Below are 3,310 nucleotides of genomic sequence, written 5' to 3'. Positions count from 1 at the left end.
CGGCGAGGTCGTCGCCGTCCGCGTCGCCCGCCGGCAGCACGTCCGCACCCGGGACCGCGGTCGATTCGTGGCTCGCGGCAGTCGGGTCCGGAGCGTCGAGACCCGGGTCCCGGGGGACGCCCGCGCGGAGGTGGAGGTTCGGCGCGTCGAGGTCACACTCCACGACGAGCGGCCGGCGCCGCCGCTCGACGAGCGCGCCCGCGAGCCCGAGCGCGGTGGTCGTCTTCCCGCTGCCGCCCTTGCCGCCCGCGACTGCCAGCACGCGAGTGGGTGATCCCGGCTTCGCACTTGAACCTCGGGTGGGGCTCGGTGGCACGGGCCGGGGTGGGCGCGCTCCGGGAGCTTTACGCTCCCGGGGGCCGCGTACTGAACCGATGCGTCACGACCACCTCCTCACCGCCAAACAGCTCTCCCGGGCGGACATCGAGACCGTCCTCGACAGGGCGGCGGCCTTCGACGACGACCCGACGGCCGCCGGCGAGCGGCACGCCGACGAGCTGCTCGCGCTGTGCTTCTTCGAGCCGAGCACGCGCACGAAGATGAGCTTCGAGACGGCCGCCAAGCGCCTCGGCGGCGACGTCGTCGACATGGGCTCCGTGGAGTCCTCCTCGGTGAAGAAGGGCGAGTCGCTCGCGGACACGGTGCGGGTCGTCGAGGGGTACGCCGACGGCGTCGTGCTCCGCCACCCGAAGCAGGGCGCCGCGAAGATGGCCAGCGAGCACGTCGACGTCCCCGTCGTGAACGCGGGCGACGGCGCCGGCCACCACCCGAGCCAGACGCTGCTGGACCTCTACACCATCCGCGAGCACGCCGGGCTCGACGACATCTCCATCGGCATCATGGGCGACCTCAAGTACGGCCGCACCGTCCACTCGCTGGCGCACGCGCTCACGAACTTCGACGTCCGCCAGCACTTCGTCAGCCCCGAGAGCCTGCGGCTGCCGCGGTCGGTGCGCTACGACCTCCACGAGGCCGGCGCGCAGGTCCGCGAGCACGAGGACCTCGACGCCGTACTCCCGAACCTCGACGTGCTGTACGTCACGCGCATCCAGCGCGAGCGCTTCCCGGACGAGGACGAGTACGAGGAAGTCGCCGGCGAGTACAGCATCACGCCGGAGACGCTGGACGCCGCGAAGGACGACCTCGCGGTGATGCACCCGCTGCCCCGCGTCGACGAGATCGCGGCGGCGGTCGACGAGACGGACAACGCGACGTACTTCGAACAGGCACACAACGGCGTCCCGGTTCGGATGGCCCTCCTCGATTTGCTCCTCGACGATGACTGACACAGAACTCCGCGTCTCGAAGATCCAGAACGGCACCGTCATCGACCACGTCACCGCCGGCGAGGCGCTGCACGTCCTCGGACTGCTCGGCATCGACGGCACCGAGGGCACGACGATGAGCCTCGGGATGAACGTCCCCTCCGACCGGCTCGGCCGGAAGGACGTCGTGAAAGTCGAGGGGCGGGAGCTCAGCGACTCGGAGGCGGAGGTGCTGTCGCTCATCGCGCCCGAGGCCACCATCAACATCATCCGCGACTACGAGGTCGTGGACAAGCGCCGCGTCGAGCGCCCCGAGGAGGTCGGCGGCGTGCTCGTCTGCCCGAACCGCGAGTGCATCACGAACGCGGGCGAGCCCGTCGAGACGACGTTCGCGGTGCTCGAGGACGGCCTGCGCTGCGAGTACTGCGGGGAGATCGTCCGCGAGGACATCACCGCCCACCTCCGGGACTGACGCCCGCGGGAACCACCGATTCGTGCCGACCCCGCAAAGCGTTTAGTGCCGGCCGACGATACTGTCACGCATGGCAGGAAAACTCGTGAAAGCCGCCGCCGCACTGGTCGTCATCGCCCTCGTCTGGAAGTTCGTCGTCGGAGGCGACGAAGCCCCCGCCCCCGAGGAAGTCGACCGCATCGACTAACGCACTCCCGCTTTTTCCGGCGCGCCGAGAGCGAACGACTTAGGCGGCCCGCCGGCCAACTCGCGTCCATGTACGGCGTCGTCACGCGGAACGCCGAGGAAGTCGAGTGGCCGGAGTTCGACCGCGCGTTCTACGAGGTCAAGGACGTCACCGGCCGCCACACCGACCCAGTGGAGGGCGCCGTCAGCATGGTGTCCTGCTTCGGGGACAACGCCACCGCGGGCACCGAACCCGACCTCGTGCCCGTCGACGACGAGGGCAACGAGGCCACCCGCGAGCGGCCGTACTTCGACTGGTCGTACATCTGCCCGCTCGCCGAGGACTACCGGAACGGCCTCCTCACCGTCGTGGAGACGTGCGCGGAGGTCACCGGGGACGTGCGCCTCGACGACGTGGGGTTCCCGCGGGCCGAGTACTGCCACTGCGAGCGCTGCGAGACCGCGTTTGCGGAATCCGAGTTCGACGACTGGTACGACTGGCGGGCCGACGTCATCACGGAGTTCGTCGCGGAGGCCGCCGACCGCGTCCCGGGGACGACGTACCTCACGCTCTACCCCGACCCGTACCCCGGCCACCTCTACGAGCGCGCGGGCCTCGACGTGGACGCGCTCGCCGAGCACGTCGACGAGTTCGTGGTGCCGCTGTACGACACCAACTACGGGACGACGTACTGGCTGGAGACCATCGCCTCGGGCTTCGAGGACCTCCTCGACGCGCCGCTCAGCGTCGAACTGTACGCCGTCGACGTGGACGTCGAGAACCTGATTCACGCCGCCGAGGTCGTCGAGGAGTACGCCGATGGCGTGTTCTTCGGCTACGAGGCGAGCAACGCCCGCGCCGCGCTCCGCCGGATGGACGCCGAGGAGCGCGAGGGGAAGTCCTTCGGCCCCGAGTAGTCAGTCGCCGTACGCCACGCAGGACACCCGGTAGTACTGGCCGTCGTGTTCGGCGACGAACGACGCGTCCGGGTCGTAGACGGGATTGCTGGGCGTGTTCACGAACGGACACCTGACGCCGCGGTCGTCGAGGGCGCGGGCGGCCTGCCGCTCGCGGTCGTAGTCGCGGAGCCCGAGCCGGTAGACGCCGTCCTCGTCGGGCGCGGCGAAGAGGTCCGCGCGGACCTCGGGGGCGTCCGAGAGGTCCGCGGCCGGGCGGTCGGCGCCGGCGTCCGTCGGTTCGGCGACGACCTCGTAGCCGCCGCCCCAGCCGAGCCCGACGCCCAGCAGGACGAGCAGGAGCGCGAGCACGGGCAGCGACCCGGCGAACGTGACGGTCGCACCGCGGGAGACGCGAGCGCGCCGGAGGCCCGCGGTCGCTGCGGCGGCGACGACCGCGACGGCCACCGCGACCGTCGGAAAGCCGAGCACGCCGAGGAACGCGGCGACT

At 71.0% G+C, this 3,310-nt stretch carries 5 protein-coding genes; 3 read left to right on the top strand and 2 right to left on the bottom strand.

The genetic code is table 11. The features are described 5' to 3' along the window. Positions 1 to 262: AAA family ATPase (locus GJ634_RS14670; protein WP_197425552.1), on the bottom strand; the 262-nt coding region annotated here is incomplete at its 3' end. Between the two features lie 112 nt (positions 263 to 374). Here GJ634_RS14670 and pyrB point away from each other — a divergent pair. From pyrB to GJ634_RS14655, 3 genes are all read left to right on the top strand, one after another. Then, complete coding sequence (gene pyrB, locus GJ634_RS14665; protein WP_157503586.1) at positions 375 to 1,286, top strand: aspartate carbamoyltransferase; 912 nt, start codon at positions 375 to 377, stop codon at positions 1,284 to 1,286. Beyond that, on the top strand, positions 1,279 to 1,737 hold the full coding sequence (pyrI, locus tag GJ634_RS14660; protein WP_157503585.1) for an aspartate carbamoyltransferase regulatory subunit: 459 nt from the start codon (positions 1,279 to 1,281) through the stop codon (positions 1,735 to 1,737). Before pyrB ends, pyrI begins: the two co-directional genes overlap by 8 nt. 255 nt (positions 1,738 to 1,992) lie before the next feature. Next, on the top strand, positions 1,993 to 2,820 hold the full coding sequence (locus tag GJ634_RS14655; RefSeq protein WP_157503584.1) for a hypothetical protein: 828 nt from the start codon (positions 1,993 to 1,995) through the stop codon (positions 2,818 to 2,820). On the opposite strand, the gene GJ634_RS15700 is transcribed toward GJ634_RS14655, so the two are convergent. Further along, positions 2,821 to 3,310: hypothetical protein (locus GJ634_RS15700; RefSeq protein WP_197425551.1), on the bottom strand; the 490-nt coding region annotated here is incomplete at its 5' end.

Source organism: Halobacterium sp. CBA1126, from assembly GCF_009741975.1.
GTDB lineage: Archaea > Halobacteriota > Halobacteria > Halobacteriales > Halobacteriaceae > Halobacterium.
The sequence above is the reverse complement of the archived record's forward strand: the minus strand, read 5'-3'. Positions and strand labels throughout refer to the sequence as shown.

Coding starts and splice junctions, on each gene's coding strand:
- pyrB (WP_157503586.1), top strand. CDS start 375: ATGCGTCACGACCACCTCCTCACCGCCAAACAGCTCTCCCGGGCGGAC.
- pyrI (WP_157503585.1), top strand. CDS start 1,279: ATGACTGACACAGAACTCCGCGTCTCGAAGATCCAGAACGGCACCGTC.
- GJ634_RS14655 (WP_157503584.1), top strand. CDS start 1,993: ATGTACGGCGTCGTCACGCGGAACGCCGAGGAAGTCGAGTGGCCGGAG.